The organism is Nocardiopsis sp. NRRL B-16309, from assembly GCF_001279585.1.
Taxonomy (GTDB): Bacteria; Actinomycetota; Actinomycetes; order Streptosporangiales; family Streptosporangiaceae; genus Nocardiopsis.
Map to the genome: position 1 here is coordinate 372,675 of NZ_LGEC01000114.1, position 25,764 is coordinate 398,438.

General features: G+C 74.0%; 17 protein-coding genes. 9 read left to right on the forward strand and 8 right to left on the reverse strand.

Translation table 11 applies throughout. The annotated features are described in order from the left end of the window. Positions 1 to 618: 618 nt before the first annotated feature. Positions 619 to 783, forward strand: a complete 165-nt coding sequence (locus ADL05_RS31345) for a hypothetical protein (RefSeq protein WP_197285933.1) — start codon at positions 619 to 621, stop codon at positions 781 to 783. A 299-nt stretch (positions 784 to 1,082) separates the two neighbouring features. Here ADL05_RS31345 and ADL05_RS26365 read toward each other — a convergent pair whose 3' ends face one another. The 3 genes from ADL05_RS26365 to ADL05_RS26375 form a co-directional block, all read right to left on the reverse strand. Continuing rightward, entirely contained in the window at positions 1,083 to 1,895 is an 813-nt protein-coding gene (locus ADL05_RS26365) for an inositol monophosphatase family protein (protein WP_053619711.1), read from the reverse strand. Between the two features lie 96 nt (positions 1,896 to 1,991). Continuing rightward, entirely contained in the window at positions 1,992 to 4,028 is a 2,037-nt protein-coding gene (locus ADL05_RS26370; protein WP_053619712.1) for a S9 family peptidase, read from the reverse strand. A 183-nt stretch (positions 4,029 to 4,211) separates the two neighbouring features. Then, positions 4,212 to 5,231 carry a ferrochelatase gene (locus ADL05_RS26375; RefSeq protein ID WP_053619713.1) on the reverse strand — a complete coding sequence of 340 codons (1,020 nt, stop codon included), beginning with the start codon at positions 5,229 to 5,231 and terminating at the stop codon, positions 4,212 to 4,214. 150 nt (positions 5,232 to 5,381) lie between these two features. On the opposite strand from ADL05_RS26375, the gene ADL05_RS26380 reads away from it, so the two are divergent. Further along, positions 5,382 to 6,680 (forward strand): D-arabinono-1,4-lactone oxidase, encoded by a 1,299-nt coding sequence (locus tag ADL05_RS26380; protein ID WP_053619714.1) that lies wholly within the window; start codon positions 5,382 to 5,384, stop codon positions 6,678 to 6,680. Positions 6,681 to 6,731: 51 nt separating this feature from the next. On the opposite strand, the gene ADL05_RS26385 is transcribed toward ADL05_RS26380, so the two are convergent. Beyond that, the gene (locus tag ADL05_RS26385; protein WP_053619715.1) at positions 6,732 to 7,691 is read right to left on the reverse strand and encodes a hypothetical protein; all 960 of its coding nucleotides are present in this window, start codon (positions 7,689 to 7,691) and stop codon (positions 6,732 to 6,734) included. Positions 7,692 to 8,260: 569 nt separating this feature from the next. Between ADL05_RS26385 and sepH the strand changes: the two genes are divergently transcribed. Continuing rightward, a complete protein-coding gene (gene sepH, locus ADL05_RS26390; protein WP_053619716.1) occupies positions 8,261 to 9,604 on the forward strand; it encodes a septation protein SepH in 1,344 nt (447 codons plus the stop codon). Positions 9,605 to 9,653: 49 nt separating this feature from the next. Here the strand turns inward: sepH and ADL05_RS26395 are convergent, their stop codons facing one another. Beyond that, on the reverse strand, positions 9,654 to 11,258 hold the full coding sequence (locus ADL05_RS26395) for a PH domain-containing protein (protein WP_369800997.1): 1,605 nt from the start codon (positions 11,256 to 11,258) through the stop codon (positions 9,654 to 9,656). 641 nt (positions 11,259 to 11,899) lie between these two features. Beyond that, positions 11,900 to 12,487 (reverse strand): PH domain-containing protein, encoded by a 588-nt coding sequence (locus tag ADL05_RS26400; protein ID WP_082376903.1) that lies wholly within the window; start codon positions 12,485 to 12,487, stop codon positions 11,900 to 11,902. A gap of 145 nt (positions 12,488 to 12,632) precedes the next feature. Here ADL05_RS26400 and ADL05_RS26405 point away from each other — a divergent pair, with 145 nt between their 5' ends. Together ADL05_RS26405 and ADL05_RS26410 are read left to right on the forward strand one after the other, a co-directional pair. Further along, the gene (locus tag ADL05_RS26405) at positions 12,633 to 13,607 is read left to right on the forward strand and encodes an ATP-binding cassette domain-containing protein (RefSeq protein WP_053619718.1); all 975 of its coding nucleotides are present in this window, start codon (positions 12,633 to 12,635) and stop codon (positions 13,605 to 13,607) included. Continuing rightward, complete coding sequence (locus ADL05_RS26410; RefSeq protein ID WP_053619719.1) at positions 13,604 to 14,434, forward strand: ABC transporter permease; 831 nt, start codon at positions 13,604 to 13,606, stop codon at positions 14,432 to 14,434. Before ADL05_RS26405 ends, ADL05_RS26410 begins: the two co-directional genes overlap by 4 nt. Before the next feature lie 228 nt (positions 14,435 to 14,662). Here ADL05_RS26410 and ADL05_RS26415 read toward each other — a convergent pair whose 3' ends face one another. Beyond that, positions 14,663 to 18,037 carry a BTAD domain-containing putative transcriptional regulator gene (locus tag ADL05_RS26415; protein WP_053619720.1) on the reverse strand — a complete coding sequence of 1,125 codons (3,375 nt, stop codon included), beginning with the start codon at positions 18,035 to 18,037 and terminating at the stop codon, positions 14,663 to 14,665. Positions 18,038 to 18,373: 336 nt separating this feature from the next. Here ADL05_RS26415 and ADL05_RS32505 point away from each other — a divergent pair, with 336 nt between their 5' ends. The 3 genes from ADL05_RS32505 (at position 18,374) to ADL05_RS26430 (ending at position 25,090) form a co-directional block, all read left to right on the forward strand. Beyond that, on the forward strand, positions 18,374 to 19,219 hold the full coding sequence (locus ADL05_RS32505) for a hypothetical protein (RefSeq protein ID WP_053619721.1): 846 nt from the start codon (positions 18,374 to 18,376) through the stop codon (positions 19,217 to 19,219). Between the two features lie 345 nt (positions 19,220 to 19,564). Then, entirely contained in the window at positions 19,565 to 22,396 is a 2,832-nt protein-coding gene (locus tag ADL05_RS26425; protein ID WP_053619722.1) for a hypothetical protein, read from the forward strand. A 324-nt stretch (positions 22,397 to 22,720) separates the two neighbouring features. Further along, positions 22,721 to 25,090 (forward strand): bifunctional SulP family inorganic anion transporter/carbonic anhydrase, encoded by a 2,370-nt coding sequence (locus ADL05_RS26430; protein ID WP_053619723.1) that lies wholly within the window; start codon positions 22,721 to 22,723, stop codon positions 25,088 to 25,090. Here the strand turns inward: ADL05_RS26430 and ADL05_RS31355 are convergent. Further along, entirely contained in the window at positions 25,039 to 25,188 is a 150-nt protein-coding gene (locus ADL05_RS31355; protein WP_197285934.1) for a hypothetical protein, read from the reverse strand. The genes ADL05_RS26430 and ADL05_RS31355 overlap by 52 nt on opposite strands. 262 nt (positions 25,189 to 25,450) lie before the next feature. Between ADL05_RS31355 and ADL05_RS26435 the strand changes: the two genes are divergently transcribed. Then, on the forward strand, positions 25,451 to 25,759 hold the full coding sequence (locus ADL05_RS26435; RefSeq protein WP_053619724.1) for a hypothetical protein: 309 nt from the start codon (positions 25,451 to 25,453) through the stop codon (positions 25,757 to 25,759). Positions 25,760 to 25,764: the final 5 nt, after the last annotated feature.

Sequence of the window (25,764 nt, forward strand, 5' to 3'; positions counted from 1 at the left end):
GCTGCCGGCGCATCCCCCAACACACCGGCAGCGGCGTTCTTGGTCCCGGCCGCGTCAACCGTTGTCTCACATTCGGGGTAAGGAGACGGTAAACCACCGTCTTCACTTCCCCGATCGGAGACCGGGCGTCGGCCGGGAGCTTCACAGCCCCTTCGTGCACGGGGAGCCGCCGCCGACGAATCCCCCAACCGTCGGCAGCGACGCATCCCCGCACATCTCAAAACTGACACATCCAGAATAAGAAACAAGTAAGCACAGGGCGCAACCGCTGAATGTGTGATGGGACACCCTCGACCCGCCCTTGGTACGGGCCCGGCCGTTCCGCCGTCCGCCCGGCGCCCGAACGCCCGTGACAGCGGCCTTTCCGGAGGGCGGAACCCGCGTCGGCTCGCCCGGGCGGTCACGGAAGGATCTCGTGCGGGGGCCGATGGTTTGGCATGAGTCACAGTGCGGTACAGGTAGGGGACGCACGCGTGGACTCCGGCCGACCGGTCGGGGACGCGACGGGCACGCGCACAGGGACGTGGCGGCCGCGGTCGCGCGCATGCGCTTCGTACACATACGGATGCACACCGGTACGGCGAGCCCGTACCGGTGCCTACCCCTGGAAGAGGTGTCATGGGCGAGTTCCTCGCGGAGATCAAGGTCCGCATCAACGAGACCTACCGTTCGCTCCAGTCGGCCCAGGCCGCCGGAGACGACCACCTCGCCGACACGCACGCCGCGGAACTGGAGGACCTGTACCGCCTCGCGGCTCGCAACGGCGTCGACACCCACTGCTGACATCCCACCGTCGGCACCGCCCGGATCCCGAGGGACCGGGACGGACGAGGGGCGGGGAACGGCTCACGCCGTTCCCCGCCCCTCCTGCTTCTCTTCGGGCCTCCGCCTCGCTTCGGCCCGTGCTCGGGGCGCCGGGGATCCGGTGTCCTTCGGCCGAGTTCGTGCCTTGCCCGCAAGCTCGGCGCGGCTGCGCCCACGGCCTGCGGAACACTGGCGCGCCCCCACCAACCCCCGAGTGGCTGAGGCGGGACCAAACGTGCACGTACAACCCCTGGGGGCGCGGGCGGGGCCTTCGACCGTCAGCCGTCGGTGTCGGCCCCCAGCGGCGCCAGGAGTTCCGCCAGTTCCTCGTAGAGCCCGGGGCGGGCGGCGATCACCAGGTCCTCGCTGGGCGGCCCGCCGCGCGGCCCGCCCACCCGGAGGCCGGCCTCGGTGGCGACCAGGCCGGGCGCCGACCAGTCCCAGGCGTGCAGGCCGCGCTCGTAGTAGGCGTTGTAGCGTCCCGTGGCCAGTCCGGTGAGGTCGACCGCCGCCGACCCGCCCCGGCGGATGTCACGGATGTGCGGGACGACCTCCAGCAGCACCCGCGCCTGCTGGACGCGCCGCTCGGGGAAGTAGCCGAAGCCCGTGGCGACCAGGGCCCGGTCCAGGGGTACGGCGTCGGGTGCGCGCAGCGGTTCCCCGTCGCGCCGGGCGCCGCCGCCCAGGACCGCCTCGAACATCTCCCCGCGCGAGGGGATGTGGACGGCCGCGGCGACCACGACCCCGTCCACCTCGGCGGCGATCGCCACGCCCCAGTCGGGGCTGCCGTAGAGGTAGTTGACGGTCCCGTCGATGGGGTCGACGACCCACCGCACCCGGCTGGTCCCGGACTCGTTCCCGCCCTCCTCACCCAGAACGGCGTCGTCGGGGCGCTCCGCCAGGAGCCGGGCCCGGATGAGCTCCTCGGTGGCGCGGTCCATCTTGGTGACGACGTCGGTCGGGCTCGACTTGGTCTCGAGCACGGTGATGCCCGCCTGCCCCTCGGCGGCGAGCGCCCCCGCCTCCGCGGCCACCGCCACGGCGAGGTCGCGCAGGGCCTCGGGGTCTGGTGCTGACTGGGTGCTGCTCACGTGTGGTCTCCCGGTCGTGACTGGTCTCCCGCCCGGCGCGGCCGGACGGTCGCGAAAGTCGGGCCGGGCCCGCGCGGCGGGGCCCGGCCCATGGGCTCACAGCAGTTCCGGCCTCGCCCACTCCTTGCCGTGGACGTGGTGGTCCAGGAACGCGAAGATCGTCTCGTACCAGATCCGCGCGTTCCCGGGACCGAGGATCCAGTGGTTCTCGTCGGGGAAGTAGAGGAACTTGGCGTCGACCTCGTGCAGGAGCAGTTCGCGCCACAGGCGCAGCCCCTCGGAGATCGGCACGCGGTAGTCCTTGTCGCCGTGGATGACGAGCATGGGCGTGCGGATGCGGTCGGCGCTCAGGTGCGGCGAGTTGAGCTCGTACCGCTCGGGCCGGGCCAGCGGCGTGCCGAACTCGCGCTCCCACACCGGCGGGTAGTCGGTGACGGCGCTGAACCCGTGCAGGGCCCAGAGGGAGGCGTGGGAGACGATCGCCTTGAAGCGGTCGGTGTGCCCGGCGATCCAGTTGGCCATGTAGCCGCCGAAGGAGCCGCCCATCATGGCGGTGCGCTCGGCGTCGATGTCGTCGCGGGCCTCGGCCGCGTCGGTGATCGCCATGACGTCGGCGTGCGTGCGCGGCCCCCACTGTCCCCAGGCCCGGCGGAGCATGTCCTGGCCGTAGCCGGTGGACAGGGCCGGGTCGGGCAGCAGGACGGCGTAGCCCCGCGCCGCCAGCAGCCACGGGTTCCAGCGCCAGGACCAGCCGTTGAAGCTCATGTAGGGGCCGCCGTGCACCCAGAGCATGAGCGGGGCGGGCGAGTCGGCCGAGGCCTCCTCGGGCAGGACCAGCCAGGAGCGGATGCGGGTGCCGTCGTCGGCGGTGGCCTCGATCTCGGTGAGCGTGCCCGGCATGGTCGGCTCGGAGCCGGGGGTGCGCAGGCGGACGGGCTCGCCGTCGGTGGTGGCGGCGTCCAGCCGCACCGGGGCCGGCGGAGCGTCCCAGGCGTCGCGCAGGGCGAAGACGTGGCGCCCGTCCGGCGAGGGGTTGAGCGCGCTGTAGGCGCCGTGGTCGCCCGTGATCCGGGTGAGCGACCCGTCTGAGAGGTCGATCCGGAAGACGGGGCGGCGCCCGTTCTGGTCGGCCACCATGAACACGGCGGAGGAGTCGGCCGCGAAGGCGTAGTCGCGCGGCCAGAGCTCGTGCCCGTCGAGCAGGTCGCGGCCCTGCCCGGTGGCCAGGTCGACCAGCCAGAGCGTCTGGTCGCGGGGCTCGCCGTCGTAGTCGCCCTGGAAGACGCGCTGGAGCAGGACCGAGCGGCCGTCCGGGGAGACCAGGGCCCCGCCGAAGTCGTGCTCGGGGTCGCTGACCAGGGTCGTGCGGTCGCCGGTGGCGGTGTCGATGGCGACGACGTCGTGGCGGGTCGAGCCGCCGCCGGTGGGCACCGACCACTCGGTGAGGAGGGTGGTGCCGTCGGGGGTGAGGGCGGGTTCCGCGTCGAGCAGTGCCAGGCCGGCGCCGGGGGTCAGGTCGCGGGGCTCGCCCAGGCGGGCGTCGTCGTCGGCCGGCGGGGCGGCGACGAAGTGGCGGGGGTGGTCGGGGCCGATGTCGCTGTCCCAGGAGCGGACCGGGAGCGCCTCGTGCAGGATGGCGGTGACCCCGGCCTCCTCGCGGGCCTTGCGGGCCTCGGTGTCGGAGTCGGCGTCCTCGCTGTCGGGCAGGACGTCGGAGGTGAAGGCGACCAGACCGGAGTCGCGTGCCACCGCGAAGGCCCCGATGCCGCCGGGCCGGGAGGCGACCTGGCGGGCCTCGCCGCCCTCGGCGGGCAGCAGCCACAGGGCGGGCTTGGGCTTGTCCTCGGGCTTGGCCTCGGGGTCCTGGCGGCCGGTCGTGAACAGGACCGATCCGTCGGGGAGGAAGCCGGCGGCGAACTCGCCCTTGGTGGAGCGGGTCAGGCGCCGCGGCGCGCGCCCGCCCTCGGACTCCGGTCGGACGTCGATCTCCCACAGGGCGCTGCGGAAGGACGTGGCGTCGGGGGCGAGGCCGCTGACGGGAGCCACCAGACGGGTTCCGTCGGGTGAGAGGCGCAGCCCGTTGACGCGGCGCAGTTTGAGGTATTCCGGTAGTTCATACCAGGAACGAACCAAGACGAGTCTCCTGAACCGTCGACGTGTGTTCTGGGGCGACTCTATAGGTCTCCCCCACAGTCCTTCCCCCCTGGTTGCGGCCGGGCCCGGCCACCGGGCGGTCGGCGGTGTCAGCGGTGTTGACCACGGCGCCGGACATCACCGGGAGCGCCGCGGCCCGGCCCGGCGGCCGGGCCGCGGGGCTCAGCGGTCGCAGGTGCACTCCGCGCAGCGGGGCAGCTCGCCCAGGCGGCGGCGTTCGGACCGCCCGGTGTACTCGCGGACCAGGTCGCTCACCATGGACACGAACGCGGGGTGGGTCCCCGGGCTGAGGGCCCGCTGGTAACCCAGTCCGAGCTTCTCCGCGGTCTCGCGCGCCTCCACGTCGAGGTCGAACTTGACCTCCATGTGGTCGGAGACGAAACCGTGGGGCACGACCACGACGGCGGGCACGCCCTCGGCGGCCAGCTCCTCGATGCGGTCGTTGACGTCCGGTTCCAGCCAGGGCTGGCTCGGCGGGCCGCTGCGGCTCTGGTAGACGAGCTCGTAGGGGTGGTCGCGGTCGAGCCGGTCCACCACCAGGCGGGCCACCTCGGCCAGCTGGCCGCCGTAGGCGCCCTGGGCGCCGAACCCCTGCTCGGGGCCGCCGCTGGCCTCGGCCATCGCCGTGGGGATGGAGTGGGCGGAGAAGAGCAGGCGTACACCCTCGCGCTGGTCGGCGGGCAGCGCGTCGAGGGCGGCGCGGGTGTGCTCGACGAGGGGTTCGACGAACCCCGGGTGGTCGTAGAAGGGACGGACCAGGTCGACCTCGGGGGCGTCCTCGCCCAGGGCCGCGCGGGCCCGGGCGATGTCCTCCACGTAGGCGGTCCGGCTGGACCAGTTGCAGTACGCGGAGGTGGGCACCGCGAGGACGCGGCGGACACCGTCCTCCCGCATGCGCGCGAGCGTGTCGGTGAGCATGGGCGCCCAGAACCGGTTGCCCCAGTACACGGGCAGGTCGATCCCGTTCTCGGCGAAGTCGGCGGTGATCGCGGCGATCAGGTCCCTGCACTGCTGGTTGATCGGGCTCACTCCGCCGAAGCGGAAGTAGTGCTCGCCGACCTCAGCGAGTCGCTCACGGGGGATGTTGCGCCCGCGGGTGACGTTCTCCAGGAACGGGATGACCTCGTCCTCACCCTCCGGGCCGCCGAAGGAGATCAGCAAAAACGCGTCGTAAGGCCTCATGGACCTTATGAAACCAGCTCCGCGGGCCCCGCCCGCGCCGCCCCCGGCCCGGTGCGCCGTGTTCTCCGCCTCTTCCTCGGCCGCGGCCCCGGCGAGAGGTTTCCCGCCGCCTCTGGCCCTGGAAGTGACTCGTGGGTAATGTCGCGTGGCATGACAGATGTGTTGTGGAACACGTGGGCCGACACCCACCAGGCCCGCCCCCGGCGGACGGCGGCACCGGGCAGTACCGGCGAGGTCGTCGCGGCGGTCGCCTCCGCCGCCGCCGACGACCTGCGGGTCCGCATGGTCGGCTCCGGACACTCGTTCACCGACGTGGCCGTCACCGACGGCCTGCTGCTCTCCCCCACCTCCCTGACCGGGCTGCGCGCGGTGGACGCCGACGCCGGAACGGCCACCGTCGAGGCCGGGCTCCCCCTGTGCGACTTCAACGACGCCCTGGACGAACACGGCCTGGCACTGGCCAACATGGGCGACATCGCCGTCCAGACCATGGCCGGCGCGGTCCAGACGGGCACCCACGGCACGGGCCGCGACGCGGGCGGTCTGGCCTCCCAGGTGGTCGGACTCGAACTGGTGCTGGCCGACGGTTCGGTCGTGGAGTGCTCGGACGAGCGCGAACCGGACCTGTTCCACTCCGCGCGGGTGGGACTGGGCGCGTTCGGGGTGGTCACCGCGCTGACCATGGCGGTGCGGCCCGCGTTCCTGCTGCACGCCCGGGAGGAGCCCATGCTCCTGGAGGAGGTCCTGGAGCGCCTGCCCGAGCTGCGCGCCGACAACGACCACTTCGAGTTCTTCTGGTTCCCACACACCGGTAGCACCAACACCAAGCGCAACAACGTCAGCAAGGGCCCCGCCCGGCCGCTGTCCCCGTGGCGGGCGTGGCTGGACGACGACTTCCTGTCCAACACCGTCTTCGACCGGGTCAACCGGCTGTGCCGCCGCTTCCCGCGGACGGTGCCCGCGGTGAACCAGGTCAGCGCCCGGGCGCTGTCGGCGCGCGAGTACACCGACGTGTCCCACCGGGTGTTCGCCTCGGTGCGCGACGTCCGGTTCGTGGAGATGGAGTACGCGATCCCCGCCGAGCACGTCGCGGACGTCCTGCGCGAGGCCCGGTCGATCGTCGACCGGCGCGGCCACCGGGTGAGCTTCCCGGTGGAGGTGCGCTTCGCCCCGGCCGACGACGTGTGGCTGTCCACCGCCTACGGGCGGGACACGGCCTACGTGGCGGTGCACATGTACCAGGGGACGCCCTATGACGCCTACTTCGCCGACCTGGAGGCGGTGTTCACCTCCGTGGGCGGGCGCCCGCACTGGGGGAAGATGCACACCCGCGACCGCGACTACCTGGAGGGCGTGTACCCGCGGCTGGGCGACGCCCTGGCCGTGCGCGAGCGCGTGGACCCGGACCGCCGTTTCGGCAACGCCTACCTCGACCGGGTGTTCGGCTGAGGGCCCGGTCGGATCGGCGCCAGCCGGTGGAGCGCGCCGGTCGGGCCGACCTCACTCGGTGACGGGCGCGTCCTCCGGGTCCACGGCGGACTCCTGCTCGTCCTCCGCCCCGGGGACGGTGGTCTGGTCCCCGCCCTCGTCTCCGCCGTCCTCGGGCGGGCCGGTGGCGCCCGGGTCCGGCTGCTGCCCCGGGTCGGCCCCCTCCTCCTCGCCGTCCTGTCCGGTGGTGTCGTCGGCGGGATCCTCGCCGGTCGTCGCGGTGTCGTCGGGGGCCTCGGTCTCCGGCGGGGGCGCGGGCTGGTCGCCGGTGGTGTCGGTGTCCTGCTCGGAGGTCCGCCCGGTGTCGGTGGAACCGGTGTCGTCCTTCTCCTGGGTGACCTGTGTGCCGCCGAGGAGGGAGGGGGAGGTCTGTTCGTCGACGCCGTTCGTCCACGCGGTGAGGGAGCGGCCGGTGAACAGCTCGAAGGCCAGCACCACCAGCATGACCAGGACGAAGACGACACCGGCCGGGACGAGGACGGTGCGCCAGTTCAGGCGCGCCCGGGTCGGAGTACCGGTGCCCGTGCGCTCGGCGCTCCCGGCTCCGTCCGGTCCATCGGGTCCATCGGGTCCATCGGGTCCATCGGGTCCGTCCGCGACCGTGGGCAGGACCATGGTGCGGGTGGCGTCCGCGGGGAGCGCCGCGCCGCGCGCGGCGGGGGAACCGCCCGCCGGGGCGGCGTCACCGGCCCTGACCCTCCCGGCCAACTGCCTGGCCTGCTCGCCGCCGCGGTCGAACCAGTGCTGGATCAGGGGGCTGGCGACGGTGCTGAGGATGGCGATGACGGCCGCACCGATGACCGTGCCGTAGACGTTGAGGTAGGAGGCGGCCGTGGCCGCGGTCAGCGTGGCGGCTCCGGCTCCCGCGACCTGCGACAGGCTCAGGTCGATGCGCTTGCCGGCCTTCCCTCCGCCTTCCTTCGGCTCGTGGTCCCGATCCCCGTGGTCCCCGTCGTGTCCGGTTCGACCCATCCGATCGTCCTCCCTTTGTTTCGCCCGCGCGAGAGCGCGGTGGGGGTGTGGGTGAGCGGGCGCGTGGCGGGACGAACAGCCCGCGTGACCCAATGGCCACATAACGCCCATAGACGGATAACTCAGACTAAGTGCCCCCGGGTTCCAGTCACGACCGGTCACCACAAGCATCACTTTCGGGACGCCATCGGCGTGTCGACTTGCGATTGCGGCACGCCATCCTGTAAGCGGGGCAGTCCGAGATCGGAGTTTTTCCCGGGCCTGGGGCGATTCGGGGGCCGGGCGATACCATCACCGCGGAGCCTTCACACGGGAACGACGACATTCCCGACGACCGCTCCCCGTCACCGACGGATCCGCGTGTCAAGATTGGCACCGGAAGCGACCGTGAGCGCTCCGGACATCCGGGGCGGCTCCCACCGTGGCGAACGCCGCGGACGGGGAGGCGGGCACACAGTTCGGACATGCCGGGCGCGGTACTGGCCGAACCGTTGTCGGCCGACCAGACTTGGAGAACGCGGGGGCCCGGTCGTGCGACCGGTCCTCGACGGGACGCGAAAGGGAGGGCGATGCACGAGCTTCGCCTCGTGGCCGTGAGCGAGGACGGCACCTACCTGGTGCTCGCCAGCACCGGCCGTGGAACCCGTTTCATGCTGCCCGTCGACGACCGCCTCCGCGCCGCAGTACGCGGCCAGTTCTCCCGGCTCGGCCAGTACGAGATCGAAGTGGAGAATCCGTTGCGCCCCAAGGAAATCCAGGCCCGCATCCGCTCCGGCGAGACCGCGGAGGCCATCTCCGAGATCTCCGGCATACCGATCGAACGGGTCCGCTGGTTCGAGGGGCCCGTCCTGCAGGAGCGCGAGTACATCGCGCAGCAGGCCCAGCGGGCGACCGTGCGCTCGCACGGCGACGCCGCGCCCGGCCCCTCCCTGGGGGAACTCGTCACCAAGCGGATCGGTGCCCACCAGCTGGAGACCGGGGACGCCGAGTGGGACTCGTGGAAGCGCGAGGACCGCACCTGGCAGCTCAAGCTCGTCTACCTGCACGGTGGGACCGAGCGCGTCGCGCACTGGCTGTACGAGCCCAGACACAACAGCGTCTCCCCCGCCGACGAGGAGGCCGCCCGGTTCTCCTCCGCCGATCCACTGGACCCGGTCCCCGCGCCCGGCGCCAACGTCACACCGTTCATGCCGCGCCGGGGCGAGGTCGCCGAGCCGCCGCGCGCGGACCCCGCGCCCCCGGCCGACCGCCGCGTCGACACCGGCCCGGCCCGCCCCTTCGCCCGGGACGCCTCGCTGGACGATCCGCTCCGGAGGGCCGCCGACCCCGGTGCCGAGCGGGAGCGCGAGACCGAGCACGCCCGCCACGGCGCCGACCAGTCCCGCGACGCCGACCGCCCCCGGCGCAGGCCGCTGGACCCGGTGCACGAGCCGGCCCCGGGGCTGCGCCCCGCCCCCGCCGAGCACCGGCCGGCCGACAGGTACGAGCGCCGCGGCGCGCCCGCCGCGGACTCCGACCGGCCCGCACCCGCCGACCAGCGGCGTGACGACCCCGCCTCGGACCCAGGTCACGCGGCCCCGGCCGCCCACGCCGAGCCGGCGGTCCAGCAGCGGCCGCGCCGCCGCGCCGCGCCGGACTGGCCCCAGGACAGCCCGCCCGCCCGCCAGGAGGAGTCCGCGCCGCCCGCGGCCGAGACGCCCGCCCCGGCACGCCCGGCACGCCGCCGCCGGGCCACCATCGACCTGAACGACGCCGGTGCCGCGCCCCGGCGCGCGGCTCCCGAGCCGCCGCCGGTCGCCGCCCCGGCCGCCGGAGCCGCCGAACCGGCCCCGGCCAAGCGCAAGGGGCGCGGACGACGCGCCTCGGTCCCCTCCTGGGACGAGATCATGTTCGGTTCCAAGAAGGGCGAGTAGGAGCGGGCCCACCACCGACGACGAGGGGTGACCGCGGCACGGCCGCCGGTCACCCCTTCGCCGTGTCCGCGGTCCCGTCGGACCCGGCCCGCGGCCGCACCAGGAACGGGCGCACGATCTCCGGGGTGACGCCGGCGGCGAAGGCCACCGAACGGCGCTGGGAGGCGTCCATGGCGGTGTAGCCGCCGTCGCCCGCGCCCACGGTCACCTGGAGGTCGGCCAGACCGGCACGCCGTTGCGGGAGGGTCTGCGTCCAGGTCCACCCGATCACGGCCGAGCGCTCGACGGTCGCCTGACGGCGGCGCAGCGACCCCGAGCGCACACTCACCATGGTCCCGTCGTAGCCGTGGCCCAGGGAGCGGTACCGGTCGAGCCCCAGCACCACGCCCAGCGCGGCGAGCACGCCCGCGGTCGCCGACAGCCACGGCCATCCCGCGGCCAGTCCGACACCGGCCAGGACCGCGAACGGGCCCACCGCGCGGAACCAGCGCCGGTACAGCGCCGCGCGCGGATGCGGGAGGAGCGTTCCCCGGAACGGCGTCAGTGCCCGGGCCAGGACCGCGTCGACCTCGGGCCGGGGTCCGATCGGCAACAGGACGGCCCGGTTGGCGGTGTCGCCGAGACCGGTGACGATGGCCCGCAGCCGCACCGCCCGGCGGGTGCGCTCCAGCGGGTTGTCCAGGAGTTCGTGGCCGCGGATCCTGCGCTTCTCCAGCGTCACGCTGCGGCGGGTGAACAGGCCCCGCTCGGCGACCAGCGACCCGTCGCGCTCACGCAGGGAGAACCCCCAGTGGGTGAACGCGTAGGAGATCACCGCGAACACCGGCATCAGCAGCACCAGCACGCCCGCGGCCGTCGCAGTCAGCGCGGTCAGCAGACCGCGGTCGGTGGTGGTGACCCAGTCCAGCACGACGTCGGCGGCCCGGTCGCCCGCCGACTGCTGGACCACGCCGAACAGGGTCGCCAGCAGGGCGAACGGGGTGACCAGGTAGGCGAGGCTCAGTGCGCCGTACAGGTACCAGGACCGCCGCATCGAGAAGTGCGTCACCGTGCCGTCGGCCGCGGCACCGGACTCCGCCGCGGCGGGGTCCGGGGCTTCGTCCCCCTCCGGACGCGGCACGGTCGCGGGGGCGGACGCGGCCGCGCCCTCGGTGAGCACCGCCCGGCGGTGCAACAGGACCCGGCGCAGCCGCTCGGCCTCGGCGGCGTCCACGGCGTCGAGCTTGCCGTCCTCGCTGGCGCCCGCGCCGGCGGCGGCCTCGATGCGCACCACCGCCACTCCGAGCAGGCGGTGCAGCAGGCTGCTGGTGACGTCCACGCCCCGCACCCGCTCCAGGGGGATGGTGCGGCGCGAGCGCCGGACGAGCCCGCTCCGGATCTCCAGGCGCTCCTCGCCGACCTCGTAGGAGACGGTCCGCCAGGTCACCAGGCCGCCGACCAGGAGAGCGACCACGGCGGCGGCGCTGGCCCCGATCACCCACGGGTTGAATCCGCCGACGACCAGGCCGACGGCGATCGGGACGAGCAGGCTCCGGAGCTGGTTGATCGGGCCGACGACCATGCTGCGCGGGCTCAGTCTGCGGGCGGGTTCGGCCGTGGCGAACCCGGAGTCTCCCTCGCCCCACCAGTCACGCGCCGGAGCCGCGTCGGACACGCGGTCGGGATCCTCCGCACGGTCGGACGCTCCCGTCTCACCCGGCACATCCGCGCGGCCCGCCCCCTGGGCGCTACTGGAGTCCTCCGCAGCACCATGCGGGTCCCTCTCACCAGGCCCCTCCACACCATCAGACGCCTCCGCGGCGCCGGGCGTGCCAGCGCGGCCGGGTGCCCCCGCGGTGCCGGACGGGTCCGCAGAGCCGGACGTATCCGTGTGATCGGACTCCTGTGCGCGGCCCGACCCCTGTGCGCGATCGGGATCCCCCGCACCGCCGGACGCTCCTGCCTCATCCGGCACATCCGCGCGACCGAACGCCCCCGCGCGGCCAGGCCCCAGGACCCGGCCGGGGGTCTCCGCACCGCCACGCGGATCCGCCTCACCGGGCCCCTCGGCGCCCCCGGACGCCTCCGTTCGGGCGTGCGGCGCCGTGGTACCGAACGCGTCCCCCGTGTCGGGCGTCCCCGCGCGGCCCGCTCCGCTTCCGGAGCCCTGCCCGGCGCCCTCGTCGGGCACGCGTTCCCGCGCGGGGGCCTCGTCGGCTTCGCGACGGGCGCCCCGACTCGGAGTGCTGCCGGGCGCGACCCACCCGCCGGTCCCCTGGTCCCGTGCCGACCGGGACCCTGCGCCGTCGTCACGCATCAGGTGGCGTCCCCCTGCAGCGCTCCGGCGCGCACGGCCAGCCGCTCGCTCAACGCGCGCGCCTCCTCCTCGTCCAGGCCCTCGATGCTGGAGGACCCGGCGAAGGAGGCGGTCTGCACCTTGAGCGTCGCGACGCCGAAGAGCCGCTCCAGCCACCCCTGGGTGTGGTCGACGGTCTGCAGCCGGTTCATCGGGACGAGCTGCCAGGTCCGGCTGACCCAGCCCTCCCGGGTGTAGATCACGTCGTCGGACACCTCCCAGCGGTGCACGCGGTACCGCCATGACGGCACGATCGCGATCTGCAGCAGCGCGTACACGCCGTAGACCAGCGGCGCCTTCCAGGCGTGCTCGCGCACCCAGTCCGGCACCCAGCCCCACCCCAGGGACGAAACGGCCCAGGCGGCGGCGGAGAGCAGGACGAGGTTGAACAACGAGCCCATGAGCATCCGCAGCGTCCAGACACCCACCGCCTTCGGGCTCACGCGGCGCAGCGGAGGACGCAGCTCGGCCACGTCCGCGCCCTCCGCTCCGGGGTCGGGAGCGGGCTCGCCGGGAGGGGGAATCGGGTCGTGGGGCGGCGTGTTCATCACGTGGACGATTCTAGGGCCCGGTGCCCATGCAACCCGTGTTCCCGGACACACGCGTGCCCGGAACCCGCGGCGCACACGCCTGTGTCAGCGATTTGTCAGACCCTCTCGGCACTATGGGACAGACACGGAAAATGGAGGATTGATGACTGACGCCATCCGCGCGGAAGGCCTGGTCAAGCAGTTCAAGGGCAAGCGGGCCCTGGACGGCGTCGACCTGACGGCCACGACGGGGGCCGTGCTGGGCGTACTCGGTCCCAACGGCTCCGGCAAGACGACCACCGTGCGCATCCTGTCCACGCTCCTGCAGCCCGACGAGGGCCGCGCCGAGGTCGGCGGGTTCGACGTGGTCCGGCAGCCGCACGAGGTCCGTCGCCTGATCGGTCTGACCGGCCAGTACGCCGCGGTCGACGCCGAGCTGAGCGGTACCGAGAACCTCGTGCTCATCGCCCGTCTGCTCGGATTCGACCGCTCCCAGGCGCGTGCGCGCTCCACGGAGCTGCTGGAGCGCTTCGAGCTCTCCGACGCCGCCGGGCGCCCGGCCAAGACCTACTCCGGCGGTATGCGGCGCCGACTGGACCTGGCCGCCAGCCTGGTCGGCCGACCCGCCCTGCTCTACCTGGACGAGCCCACCACCGGCCTGGACCCGCACAGCCGCAACGGCCTGTGGGACGTGGTGCGCGGCCTGGTGGACGACGGCGTGACCGTCCTGCTCACCACCCAGTACCTGGAGGAGGCCGACCAGCTGGCCGACGACATCATGGTGCTCGACCACGGCCGGGTGATCAGCCAGGGCACCCCCGAGCAGTTGAAGAACCACGCGGGCAACCAGGTGCTGGAGCTGCAGACCGTCGAGCCCGAACAGCTGTCCCTGGCCACGAAGATCATCGAGGCCGTCACCAGCAGCCCGGTGACCTCCGACACCGTGCGCGCCCGCGTCCCGGTGACCGACGCCGCCGTGCTGCCCGAGGTCGTACGCCGCCTCGACGAGCAGGGCGTGGCCGTCGCCGAGCTGTCACTGCGCAAGCCGAGCCTGGACGAGGTCTTCCTGGCCCTGACCGGCCACACCGCCGACGAAGAGACCGCGGGAGCCACCGCGAACGAAGGGAACAGAGCATGAGCGCGGTGACGAGCCCGTCGCGGTCCGACCTGCCCGCGGGGGCGCCGGCCGCGCCCGGCAGCATCACACCGATCAGCACCGTGCAGAACGGCCTCCAGCTGGCCTGGCGCAGTGTCCTGAAGATCAAGGCCAACCCCGAGGAGGTCCTCGGGCTCACGTTCATGCCCATCATGTTCGTGACACTCTTCGTCTTCGTCTTCGGACAGGCGATGATGGGCGACTGGCAGACCTACCGCGACTTCCTGATGCCCGGCATCATCGCGCAGTCGGTCGTGTTCGCGACGCTGGGCACCGGTTTCGCCCTGTGCCAGGACGTGGAGAAGGGCATCTTCGACCGGTTCCGGTCACTGCCCATCGCGCGGTCGGCGCCGCTGATCGGGGCCATCCTGGGCGACCTGGTCCGGTACTCGATCACCGTGGTGATGGTGCTGGTGGTCGGCCTGGCCATCGGGTTCCGCCCCGAGGGCGGAGTGCTCGGGGTGCTGGGCGCCGCCGCGGTCGTGCTGCTGTTCGCCTTCGCGCTGTGCTGGATGTCGGCGTTCGTCGGCATGATGGTGCGCACGCCGATGGCCGTGCAGAGCTTCGGGATGATCCTGATGTTCCCGCTGACCTTCGGCAGCTCGGCGTTCGTGGACCCGCAGACGATGCCCAGCTGGATGCGGGTCGTGGCGGAGAACAACCCCGTCACCCACCTGGTGGACGCCATGCGCGGCCTGATGCTGGGCGGCGACGTCGCGGGGCCGGTGGCCTGGACCCTGCTGTGGTCGGCCATCTTCGTCGGGGTGTTCTTCCCGCTGGCGGTCTGGGCCTACCGGCGCCGCACCTGAGCGCGGAGTGAGCACGGGGGCGTAGGACGTCCGGGGACGGCGTCGCACCGGTCGGTGCGGCGCCGTCCCGCTGTCCGTCTGACTCGCCGCCGCCCCGGACACCCCCGCTGCCGGGGCGCGCCTGGCTCACGGCCATCCGACGCCATCCGGGTGCCAGGGGCAGGCGGCGTCCACGCCCGCTCGCTTCTCGCCCGCTCGGCGCCGACCGCGCACCGGAGCACACGGACCTCACTCCCGACCCGGGCCGCCCTCGGGCACCGTGTCCGGCAGCAGACGCGCCAGCCACGCGCCCACCTGCGCCCGCACGGCCTTGGCGTCCGACCGCTCCGCCCGGTCCAGCAGACGCTCGTACTCCGCGTCCCCCAGCGCCCGCCGGCACTGTTCCCGGGCCCGGACGACCCTCGGCGTGGCCGTGTCGGGCACGCCGCGCAGGACCGCGGCGGAGCCCAGCAGCTCGACCGCCCTCCTCGGCTCGTCGGCGGCCAGCATCACGGCGAACGCGTCCAGGACCTCGGCGCCCACCGGCCCCACCCCGTGCGCGCTCCCCCACCAGGCCGCGGCCGTGTCCTGCCAGGCGCGGTCCGCGTCCCCGGCCGTCCAGGCGATCATCGCCGACATGCTCCGCACGACCGGTTCGAGGTACAGCGGAGCGAAGCCGCCCAGAGCCGCGACCAGCGGCTCGGTCGCGTCCAGCACGGCGCGGGCGCGTTCGGGTTCGCCGCTGGCGCACCGCCAGTTCGCCTCGACCATGCGCAGCATGATCACGTGCTCGTCCTGGACGGCGATGTCGACGCCGACGAGGGCGTCCAGATCCGCGCGAGCGCCGTCGAGGTCCCCGGTCTCGGTGCGGATCTGGGCGCGGCGCAGCAGGAAGGCCGCCACGTTGCCCGTCAGCCCGGCGCGTCGGGCCTGGTCCATGCCCTCGTCCAGGAGTTCGAGGCAGCGTTCCAGGTCCTGGTAGCGCACGGCCTCCACCATCTGCAGGACCGCCTGGCACTGCCCCCACAGGTCGGCGCAGGCGCGGTACCCCTCCAGCGCGGCCGTGGTCGATGCCATGGCCCGGTCCGCCCTGCCGTACAGCGAGTCGATCAGGGCCAGCAGGAGCCGCACGGTGGCCCCCATCCACGGATCCGGCTGGTCGACCGCGCGCTCCAGGCGCTCCACGGCCTCGATCGCGCCGTCGTCGAACACCGCCTGGTACACGAGCCCGTAGACGAGCATGGGGTGGTGCTCGGGCCGTTCCCCCGCCTCCTCCAGGGTCCGCAGCGCCCGCCGTACGTGCACCGCCGCCGCGTCTTGGGACGTGCCCGTGTCCGCCGCCAGGTTGAACTGGGCGCAGGCGAAGGCGATCGCGCGGCCCTCGGGGGCCCGCTCGCCGATCAGCGCCAGGACCGGCCGGGACCAGCGGGACAGCTGCCGCCAGGAACCGTCCAGCGTCCAGTACCACTGCCCGTACTCGACCAGGTCCAGGGCGAGGTCGCCGTCCCTGCGCTCGGCCGCCCACCGCACGGCCGGGCCGAAGTTGTCGGCCTCCGCACCCAGCCGTGCGAGCGTCTCGATCTGGCGGGGTCCGCGCAACAGGGGGTCGGAGTCGCGCCACAGGTCGCGCACGTAGCGGGCGTGGGCGTCGCGGACGCGCTCCTCCTCGCCGCTGCGAACGAGGTGTTCGAGCGCGTAGGCGCGCACGGTCTCCAGCTGGCGGTACCGGGGAGGGGCGTCGTCGCGGGTGGCGGTGTCCGCGATGACCAGGGACTTGTCCACGAGCGCGAACAGCACCGTCCACGCGTCCTGTCCGTCGACGGTGCCCGCCGCCCCGGTGTCGGCGCACACCCGCTCCACCGCGTCCAGGGTCGCCCCGCCGGAGAAGATCGACAGGCGGCGCAGCAGACGGCGCTCGGCCTCGTCGAGCAGATCCCAGCTCCAGTCGACGACGGCGCGCAGGGTCCGGTGCCGCGGCAGCGCGGAGCGGCTGCCCCCGGTGAGCAGCCGGAAGCGGTCCGACAGGCGCGTGGCGAGCTGGGCGGGCGCCATCGTGCGCATCCGGGCCGCGGCCAGTTCGAGGGCGAGCGGCATGCCGTCGAGTTCGCGGGTGATGCGCACGACGTGGGCGACGTTGCCTGCGGTGACCGCGAACCCCGGGCTGACCGCCTGCGCGCGCTCGGTGAACAGCACCACGGCGGGGCTGGCGACGGCCTGGTCGACGTCGGCCTCCTCGGGCGGCAGGGCCAGCGAGGGCACGGTCAGCAGGCGCTCGCCGGGCACCCCGAGGGGTTCGCGGGAGGTGGCCAGGATCCGCAGGCCCGGGCACTGCGCCAGGAGGGGTTCGACCGCCCGGGCGACCTCCTCGACCAGGTGTTCGCAGTTGTCCAGCACGATCAGGGCGGCGCGGTCGCCGAGGAAGGCCGCGACGCGTTCGGCCGGTGGCGCCGGCGTGGTGCTCGCACGGGCGCGCATGACGGCGTGCTCGCGCAGGTCCAGGGCGAGGGCGATGGCGTCCAGGACGTCGGCGCCGGAGGTGACGGGCGCCAGGCCCACGAACCAGCCGCCGCGCGAGAGGAGTTCGGGCGACCGGGCGGCCAGGGTGGCGGCGGTCTCGATGGCCAGCCGGGTCTTGCCCGCCCCTCCGGGCCCGGTCAGGGTGACCAGGCGCGCCTGGCCGAGCAGCCCCACGGCCGAGTCGACCTCGGTCTCACGCGGCACGAAGCTGGTGAGGGTCGAGGGCAGGTGCAGCTGCGGCGGATCGGCCCGGGGCCCCTCGGCGTGCGCGCCGCCGGACACGGGGGCGTACGGCGCCGACTCGGCGGGCTCGGCGGAATCAGGGGACGCGGAGGACCCGGTGCGCTCGGCGATGACGGGCTCGGCGGCCGACAGCTCACCCCGCAGCAGCCGCAGGTGCACGTCCTGGAGGCGGGCGGAGGGGTCCAGGCCCAGTTCGTCGGCCAGCCGGGCGCGGAAGGAGTCGTAGGCGGCCAGCGCGTCGGCGGTGCGACCGGTCCCGGCCAGGGCGCGCATCAGCAGCTCGACGGGGCGCTCGCGGCGCGGTTCGGCACTGGTCAGCGCCTCGGCCTCGGGCAGGGCCTCGGCGTGGCGGCCCAGCGCCACCAGGGCCGCCAGGTACTCCTCGCGCACCATGCGGTGGGTCTCGTTCAGCCGCAGCGCGGTGTCCTCGGCGACGCCCCGCGCGGTCAGGTCGGGCAGGGCGGGCCCGCGCCACAGCGCCAGGGCCCCGCCCAGGCAGGTGATCGCCTCCGAGGGACGGCCCGCGGTGAGCTGCGCGCGACCGCGCCGGGTCAGCGTCTCGAACCGCGCCAGGTCCACCTGTCCGGGATCGACGTCCAGCCGGTAACCGGACGCGTCGCCGTGGATCTCGGCCTCCTCGCCCAGGACCCTGCGCAGGCGCGACACCAGGGCCTGGAGGGCGTTGCCGGTGGCGGCCGGGGCGGCCCCGCCCCAGATGGCGTCCACGAGGGTGTCGGTGGCCACGCGCTGCCCCGGGCGCAGGAGGAGCAGCGCCAGAAGGGTACGCAGACGGGCGCCGCCGATGGTTACCGGACGGCCGGAACCGTCGTGGACGTGGAGGGGACCGAGAATGGAGAACCGCACCGCCCCATGATGACCGATTCCGGGGACCGACACCCGCGTGGCGCACGGCGCCCGGGTCGCGATCACGGCCCCGGCCGCGGTGGCCGGTGCCGGAGGGGGCGTGCGGTCCCGCCGGAGGGGCGGCGCCCGTCGATCCGGCGTGTCGGGGAGCACGTGGGCTGTGGACACAGCCGCAGTGCGCGCCCGACCACAGTAGGGTTCGCTCAGGAACGTGCGCCGGTGCCCGTCGAGGCGTGGCCGCGCGCTTCCCCATACGCGGCACGGGGCTGACCCGGGTCCGCGGCAGGTGCACAGCGAGTTTGGCCATGACGGCCCGAAAGCCCAGCAGGAGTCCCATTGTTCCCGGCCCTCCCTCCGACCCGGACCACCCAGGCGCGGCGCACGCCGCGTGCCCTCCCCGGCACGCGCGTGGGCGCACTGGCGGCGGGGGCCGCCGTCGCGCTGACCGCGGGGTGCGGCCTCTTCACGCCGGGCGGAGAGGTCACCAGCGACATCAACGTCACCAGCCCCCTGATCGAGGAGGGCCGGGCACTGCCCTCGGCCTACACGTGCGCCGCGGGCAGTGACGCACCCGCCGACGAGGACGGCCAGGACCCGGCCGCCGACGCGGAGGGGGAAGCTGAGGGCGCGGCGGACGAGGAGGCCGGCGAGGACGCGGTCGGCGACGGGACCGGCGAGGACGCGGCCGGGGGCGCGGCGGACGGGGAGACCGGCGAGGACACGGCCGACGGGGACGCGGCCGAGGGGGACGCGGCCGAGGGGGACGCGGCCGGTGACGGGACCGACGAGGGCCCGGTCGACGGGGACGCGGCCGAGGGCACCTCTCCCCCGCTGAACTGGTCGGGGCTGCCCGACCCGGACGCCGTCGGATCGATCGCCGTCGTGGTCGACGACCCGGCCGCGGCCGAGGTGTTCTGGGTGCTCTTCGACGTGGACCCGCAGTTGGGCGGGCTCCGACAGGGCACCGTGCCGCCCGAGGCGCGCCAGGCCCAGAACAGCGCGGGCGAGACCGGCTACCTGCCGCCGTGCCCGGACGAGGGCGACCCGCACGAGTACCGCTTCACGGTGTACGCCCTCAGCGACACCCTGGGCCTGCCCGACGGTTCCGAGTTGAGCCAGACGCTGGAGGCCATCGCCGAGAACGCGATCGCCAGGGGTACTCTGACCGCCACCAGTGAGTGACATGCCTCACTCATGACATGGACCGAAAATGGCTCTCCGGTGAACGCGCGATGCATCGGGGGGCACAGGGATTCACGCAAGGAAGCCTCTATCGCCCTCTGCACACAGGGCGCGACAAGGCATACAGTGGCCTGGTGCCCCTCACCCCTTTTCAGCTGACCGAATCCCGTCCGACCGCCGCACGGCTCCGTGCGGCGCGGTCACGCCGGATTCGCCACGGCCGGCTCGCCGGTCGCACCGGACCCGCGGGTCCGGCGGCCACCGATCCCCCTCGGCCGGTCCTCGCCAAGCCGACCCCACGCGTGTGGTGGGTGCGGCCGACCTCTCCAAGGTAGTGCGTACAACATGACCGTCACCGTCATCATCATCATCGCCGTCATCGTCGTGCTCGCCGTCCTGGTGCTTCTGCTACTGGGCATGCGCGCACTGAGCCTCGGCTCGCGCAACGACGACTACGAGGACGACTACGACTACGACGAGGACGACGCGCCCGACCAGGGCGGTGATGACGACGAACGGCAGCCGCGCGGGCGCGCGCGGCGGTCGCGCGGTGACGGCGGCAGGGCCGAACGGCGCCCCAGAGCGCGGCGCCAGCGCGGGGTGGACTGGGACGACGACGATCCCGGCCTGTCCGACAACGACTTCTGGTCCAGCCTGGGTGACGGCGAGGCGGAGCCGGACCGGGGCGGGCGCGGCGGCATGGAGCCGACCGTCACGCAGTACGAGTACGAAGACGACGACGAGTACGAGGAGTACGAAGAGGAGGAGGACGACGCTCCCGAGCCCGCCCGCGGTGGAGCGCAGGCGCCCGCCCGGGCGGTCGACGCCGCCCCGGTCGCGGACGCCCTCCCCTCGACTCCCGCCGGCGCCGACCCCACGAACGACCTCGCCGTGCTCGCCAGCCTGGGCCAGGGGGGACCGACTCCACCGGCCGCACCGCGCGACGTCGATCCGCCGGAGCCGGGCCGCACGTCTGGAACGGGATCGTGGCCGGCCGGAGGGGGGTCCTCCTCGTCCGCGCGGCCGGACCCGCTGGGCGCTCCGACGGCCCGGGCGGCGGACCCGCTGGACCCGCTCGGTACGAGCGGTGGCGGCGGACTGAGTGGCAGCGGCGGGAGCGGCGGTACCGGCTCCTCCGGCACGTACGGAGCCGGATCGGGTCTCGGCACGCGGAGCGCCGACGCGGGCGGCGCGGCCGGGGCAGGCGACCCGCTGTCGGACCCGCTGGGCTACGGCGGGACGAGCGGGCGCACCGACCGCGTCGGCGGCGGCTCCGGCGGCTCGGGGTGGAGCGGCGGGACGGACCGGACGGGTTCGACCGACCCGCTCGCGCCGGACTTCAGGGCGCCCCTGCCCTCGCGGGAGTCGAGCGCGGGCTCGCCGATCTGGTCGAGCATGGACACCGGAGAGCACCGGCGCTCGGACCCGTCGGGCTCGGGCGGACTGCCGAGCGGAACGAGTGGAACGACCGGATCGGGTCTCCCGGCCGGGACAGGTGGAGTGACCGGGTCCGGACTGCCGGGCGGAACGCCCGGGACCGGGCTGCCGGGCGCCACCGGCGGTACCGCCGCCGGGCGATCGTCCTACGGCGGCCCGGGTGCACCCGATCCCCTGACCGGCGGCTACGCGTCGATGCAGCGCCCGGCCCCGTCCTTTGGGGCGGACGTCCACGGCACGGATCCCCTGGCGCGCCCCGAGTTCGACAGCGGCACGTACACCCGGAGCGGCTTCGACACGGGCGCCTCCGACTCGGGCACGCCCACGCGCCCCGAGTTCGACACGGGCAACCACACCCGGCCCTCCCACACCAGCGGCACCCACCTCCGCACGGACTTCGGCACACCCGCCGCACCCGAATTCGACACCGGCCACCACACCCGCCCCGCCTACGACCCCGGCACGCACACCCCGGGCGGCTTCGACACGGGCACACCCCCCAGAGCCGAGTTCGACACCGGCGCCCACAGTCGTTCCTCCTACGGCACCGGGTCCTTCGGGGGCCCGGAGCACGACACCGGCCACCACACGCGTAGCGAGTTCGACACGGGCAACCACACCCGGCCCTCCCACACCAGCGGCACCCACCTCCGCTCCGACTTCGGCACGCCCACCGCACCCGAATTCGACACCGGCGGTCACACGCGCCCCGAGTTCGACAGCGGCACGTACACCCGGAGCGGCTTCGACACGGGCGCCTCCGACTCGGGCACGCACACCCGCCCCGAGTTCGACACGGGCAACCACAACCGCCCCTCCCACACCAGCGGCACCCACCTCCGCACGGACTTCGGCACACCCGCCACACCCGAATTCGACACCGGCCACCACACCCGCCCCGCCTACGACCCCGGCACGCACACCCCGGGCGGCTTCGACACGGGCACACCCCCCTTCGGCTCCGGCCCGCACACACGCTCGGAGTTCGACACCGGCCAGCACTCCCGGCCCACCTACACCACCGACGCCTTCGGCCGCCCCGAGTACGACACCGGAAACCACCTCCGCTCCGCCTACGACACGGGCCGCCGAACGCCCGCCGACCAGGCGGGCAACGCGCCGCTCTGGGGCGGACCGGCCGGCGGCGACCACCCAGGCGCCGTGACCCCGCCCGGCGGTCATCCCGGTCCCGGGGCACCCGACGCGGGGACGCCCGGCCCCGGGCGTTCGCCCTACGACGGCGGCCCGACCGCGCCGCCCGCCTACCCCGGCCCCGCCTTCTCCGGCGGTCCGACCACGCCGCCGTCCTACTCGGAGCCCACCTTCCCCGGCGGCGGAACGGGTGCACCGGTCGACCATCAGGGCTACCCCGCCGGCGGCGGACCGGCCGGCGGTTCTCCTGCCGGTCCGCCCGCCGGTCCGGCCTACCCGGACGTTCCGCCCGGCTACGGCGGCTTCCCCCCTCCGACCGATCCCTACGGGCACCCGGTCGCCCCGCCCGCCCCGCCCGGCGGCGGCCACCCCGACGTGCTGAGCGGCGGCTATCCGGCCCCCCAGCCCGACTACGGCTATCCGCCCGTGGACGGCTGGAACCCCGAGGCGGGCGGCCCCCACGCACCCGGCCCCCAGGCGCCGGGGCCGCGGCCCCAGGGTTTCCCCCCGGCCGAGCCGCCCGGCGAGCAGCGCGGCTACCCCCAGGAGTACTACGAAGGCGGTTACGAGGACGGCCGCTTCCGGTGAGCCGCGACATCTAGCGACCGCCCGACCCGGCCGGGGCCACGACCGGGTCACCGCTTCACACCACCGAGGTGGCGGGGAACTCCCCCGCCACCTCGGTGTTCTTGTGTCCCGATCTGTCCCTACCGGATGTGAACACAGGGCAACGGTTACCGAAAGGACCACAGTGAGTAACACTGCGTCACGAATATTGGCTACAGTTAGTCACAGTCGTGGCACTCTTCGCAGTTCTCGCGAGGATTCGAGCCGCGCCCATCCCCCCTTCGGACACCGACGTCCCCGCGCGCCCATGCCCGCCTTGCCTGGTCCAACCCGAACGGAGCCACCATGCGCAACGACGCCCAGGGAGCACACCCCGCACCTCCGCCGACGCCCGCGGAGCCCACCGGGATCCACGCCGACCGCAAGGGGATCGCCGCCGACGTCGGCGCCTCCTTCGTGGTCTTCCTGGTCGCCGTCCCCATGTCCCTGGGGATCGCCGTCGCCTCCGGCGCCCCACTCATGGCCGGCCTCGTGGCCGCCGCCGTCGGCGGCATCGTCGCCGGCCTCGTCGGCGGATCGATGGTGCAGGTCAGCGGCCCCGCGGCCGGACAGACCATCATCATCGCCGACCTCCTGCTGACCTACGGGTGGCGGGTGACCTGCCTGATCACCGTGCTCGCCGGCCTGGTCCAACTCGCCCTCGGCGCCTTCCGGATCGCCCGCGCCGCCCTGGCCGTCTCCCCCGCCGTGATGCACGGCCTGCTCGCCGGAGTCGGCATCACCATCGCCCTCGCCCAGCTGCACGTGGTGCTGGGCGGCGACCCGCAGAGCTCGGCGCTGGCCAACCTGATCGACCTGCCCGACCAGATCGCCCACAACCACACCGCCGCCGTCGCGGTCGGCGTCATCACGATCGCCATCATGTTCGGGTGGAACCGGCTTCCGTCGCTGGGCCGCCTGCGGCCGTCGATGATCCCGGCGGCCCTGGTCGCCGTGGGCACGGCGACCACCATCGCCGCCCTGGGCGGCTGGCGGGTCGAGACCGTCTCCCTGCCCGACTCCCTGGCCGCCGCCTGGAGCCTGCCGCAGCTGCCCGAGGCCGGGCAGTGGGACGGCATCGCCCTCGCCGTGGCCGCCGTCGCGATGGTCGCCAGCGTCGAGTCCCTGGTCTCCGCGATCGCCATCGACCGCCGCCACAACGGGCGCCGGGTGATGCTCAACCGCGAACTCATGGGCCAGGGAGCGGCCAACACCGTCAGCGGGGCCCTGGGCGGCCTGCCCGTGGCGGGCGCGATCGTGCGCAGCACCGCCAACGTCCGCGCGGGCGGGCACAGTCCGCTGTCCACGATCCTGCACGGGGTGTGGATCCTGCTGTTCGTCGCACTGTTCGCGCACGTGGTCGAACTCATCCCGATGGCCGCCCTGGCCGCACTGCTCGTCTTCATCGGCGTACAGATGGTCTCCGTGGCCCACCTGCGCGACCTGCGCCGGCACCACGAGGCCAGCGTCTACCTCGTCACCATGGGCGGCGTGGTGTTCCTCGGCCTCCTGGAGGGGGTCTTCCTCGGCTTCGCCCTGGCGATGGTGGTGTCCCTGCGGCGCCTGACCAAGCTCACCGTGACCACGGAGGAGTCCGGCGACCGCGTGCACGTCACCGTGCACGGGTCGCTCACCTTCCTGGGCGTGCCCCGGCTCGCACACGTGCTGCGCACCGTTCCCGCGGGGTGCCGCGTGGACCTCGACCTGCACGTCGACTTCATGGACCACGCCGCCTTCGAGGCCATCCACGCCTGGCGGGTCGACCACGAGCGCACCGGCGGCAGCGTCGACATCGACGAAGTCCACGAGCAGTGGTACGCGCGCAGCTCCACACGGTCGGCCCCGGCCGCCAAGACCGCACCCGGGGGCATGGCGCGCAGCTGGGCGCCCTGGGACATGCGCGGCGACGCCGACCGGGAGGTGGACCCGCTCGCACTGCTGGCCGCCGGCGCCCGCGAGTACCACGCCAGCACCGCCGACCGGATGCGGTCGGTCATGAGCCGCCTCGCCCACGGCCAGCACCCCACGGCGCTGTTCATCACCTGCGCCGACTCCCGCGTCGTGCCCAACCTCATCACCGCGAGCGGCCCGGGCGACCTCTTCACCGTCCGCAACATGGGCAACCTGGTCCCCGCCCCGAGCGACACAGGTGACGGCTCGGTGGGCGCCGCGATCGAGTACGCCGTGAACGTCCTGCGGGTGCCCTCCATCGTCGTGTGCGGCCACTCGCACTGCGGCGCGATGCAGGCGCTGCTGGACCGGGCCCACCTGGAGCAGGGCGACGCCGCCACCGCGTACATGCGCCGGTGGCTGGCGACCGGCGAGGCGAGCCTGGCCCACGCCGGCGCCTACTCCGGCGCGCTGGCGGGGCTGCCCACCGCCGAAGCGCTGCGCCGCCTGGCCCAGGCGAACGTGGAGCAGCAGATCGGCCACCTGCTCGACTACCCGCTGGTGCGCGAGCGGGTGGAGTCGGGGGCGCTGGAGCTGACGGGGATGTACTACGACCTGGAGTCGGCCCGGGTACACCTGCTGGACACCGGGACCGGGCGGTTCACACCCGTTCTCGGCGTCCAGGACGTCGAGGCCCCTGTGCCGCACCCGCGCGCGGACGCGGCCGGACAGGATCAGCCGGCGGACGAGTCGTCGTCGGGCATGTCGTCACGCTCGTCCTGTTGAACACCTGAGGCCTGGTAGGCGGCGAGCGCGACGATCACCCCGATCGCCGCGAGCGGAAGGCCGAACAGGACCACCCAGAACATGGTGGAGTCGAACAAGAGTCACCCATTCCCGTAACCGCGTATGCCCGCTGGGCCGTCGACCCCGGACGCCGGCCCACGGGCGGACGCGCCCCGGGACTCTCCGGGGGTACGGAGCGCAGGGCCAATCTACCGGTGCGAGTGGGACGCGGGCCATCACCACGGCGCTGTAGCGCCGTACCCGATCGCGTGCCGCGCCCGACCTGCTGTACGTTGCGTGCTGCCGGGGGGAGGGCGTGCCCTCGCCCCGGCGGCCATGCCCGCAGCGGAGGGGACACCGATGACCAGCACCACCGGAGCCGACTGGACGACCCGGACCCTGCCCACCGGACGGCAGTACACGAGCACGCGCCTGGGCAGCGTATCCGTCGGCGGCACCACCGCCGACGTGGTCGTCTACCTCGACCCGGGGTGGTTCACCCGGGGCCGCGCCAGGGGACGCGCGGAGGAGGTCCTGCACGGCGCGAACCTGACCACCGGGCCGGGGTTCACGGAGATCGGCTACCGCGTGGAGCACCAGGAGATCGACCCGGACGCCTTCCTGTCCCGGGCTCCCGCCGACCTGGCCCGCCTGCGCCCGGGAACCTGAGGGCG